This window comes from Ligilactobacillus agilis DSM 20509, assembly GCF_001436215.1.
Classification (GTDB): domain Bacteria; phylum Bacillota; class Bacilli; order Lactobacillales; family Lactobacillaceae; genus Ligilactobacillus; species Ligilactobacillus agilis.
Genome location: NZ_AYYP01000060.1, coordinates 1 through 1,003, shown reverse-complemented (window position 1 = coordinate 1,003; position 1,003 = coordinate 1). Strand labels below are relative to the sequence as shown.

At 48.1% G+C, this 1,003-nt stretch carries 7 tRNA genes and 1 rRNA gene; all 8 read right to left on the bottom strand.

The features are described from left to right. Positions 1–125: 125 nt before the first annotated feature. Positions 126–208, bottom strand: a tRNA-Tyr gene (locus tag FC14_RS06655). Between the two features lie 4 nt (positions 209–212). Beyond that, positions 213–285 (bottom strand) — tRNA-Phe (locus tag FC14_RS06650). Positions 286–313: 28 nt separating this feature from the next. Beyond that, a tRNA-Asp gene (locus FC14_RS06645) sits at positions 314–386 on the bottom strand. A gap of 8 nt (positions 387–394) precedes the next feature. Continuing rightward, positions 395–467: transfer RNA gene (locus FC14_RS06640), tRNA-Val, on the bottom strand. A 5-nt stretch (positions 468–472) separates the two neighbouring features. After that, a tRNA-Glu gene (locus FC14_RS06635) sits at positions 473–544 on the bottom strand. A gap of 11 nt (positions 545–555) precedes the next feature. Further along, positions 556–647: transfer RNA gene (locus FC14_RS06630), tRNA-Ser, on the bottom strand. A 7-nt stretch (positions 648–654) separates the two neighbouring features. Beyond that, positions 655–727: transfer RNA gene (locus FC14_RS06625), tRNA-Asn, on the bottom strand. A gap of 7 nt (positions 728–734) precedes the next feature. Then, positions 735–851, bottom strand: a 5S ribosomal RNA gene (gene rrf, locus FC14_RS06620). Positions 852–1,003: the final 152 nt, after the last annotated feature.

Genomic DNA, 1,003 nt, shown 5'->3' with positions numbered 1-1,003 from the left:
CACGCGTGCCGGAGCCACAATCCGGTGCGTTAACCACTTCGCCACTACCGCCATAAATTTGTCGGAACTAATAGGAATCGAACCTATATCTCAATGCGTTTTCCTTAAACTATAATTCCATAAAATGGAAGGGAGTGGATTCGAACCACCGAACCCGAAGGAGCGGATTTACAGTCCGCCGCGTTTAGCCAGACTTCGCTACCCTTCCATAATGGCGCGGGACGGAATCGAACCGCCGACACATGGAGCTTCAATCCATTGCTCTACCGACTGAGCTACCGAGCCATTAACTTATATCATTATTTGATATAAACGGTCCATGACGGATTTGAACCGACGATCTTCTCCGTGACAGGGAGACGAGATAACCACTACTCCAATGGACCAATTTCAATGGAGGATACAGGGCTCGAACCTGTGACCCTCTGCTTGTAAGGCAGACGCTCTCCCAGCTGAGCTAATCCTCCATAAGTGACCCGTACGGGATTTGAACCCATGTTACCGCCGTGAAAGGGCGGTGTCTTAACCACTTGACCAACGGGCCATTAACTTTAACGGAGAGTAAGGGATTCGAACCCTTGAAACAGGTCATTACCCGTTTACATGATTTCCAATCATGCTCCTTCGGCCAACTCGGACAACTCTCCATATTAACTCCGGTAGGCGGACTCGAACCGTCGACACCCTGATTAACAGTCAGATGCTCTACCAACTGAGCTATACCGGAATAATACGCACGGCAACGTCCTACCCTCACAGGAGGCGTTCCTCCAACTACTCTCGGCGCTATGAAGCTTAACTTCTGTGTTCGGAATGGGAACAGGTGTAGCCTTCATGCCATCGTCACCGCACTATTTTTTAAGAGAACTTGTTCTCTCAAAACTAGATTTTATTCTCTTTCTTTGAACTTTCCGAAAAAACTTACGTTTTTTACTTGGTTAAGTCCCCGACCGATTAGTAATGGTCCGCTTCATACGTCACCGCACTTCCACTTCCATCCTAT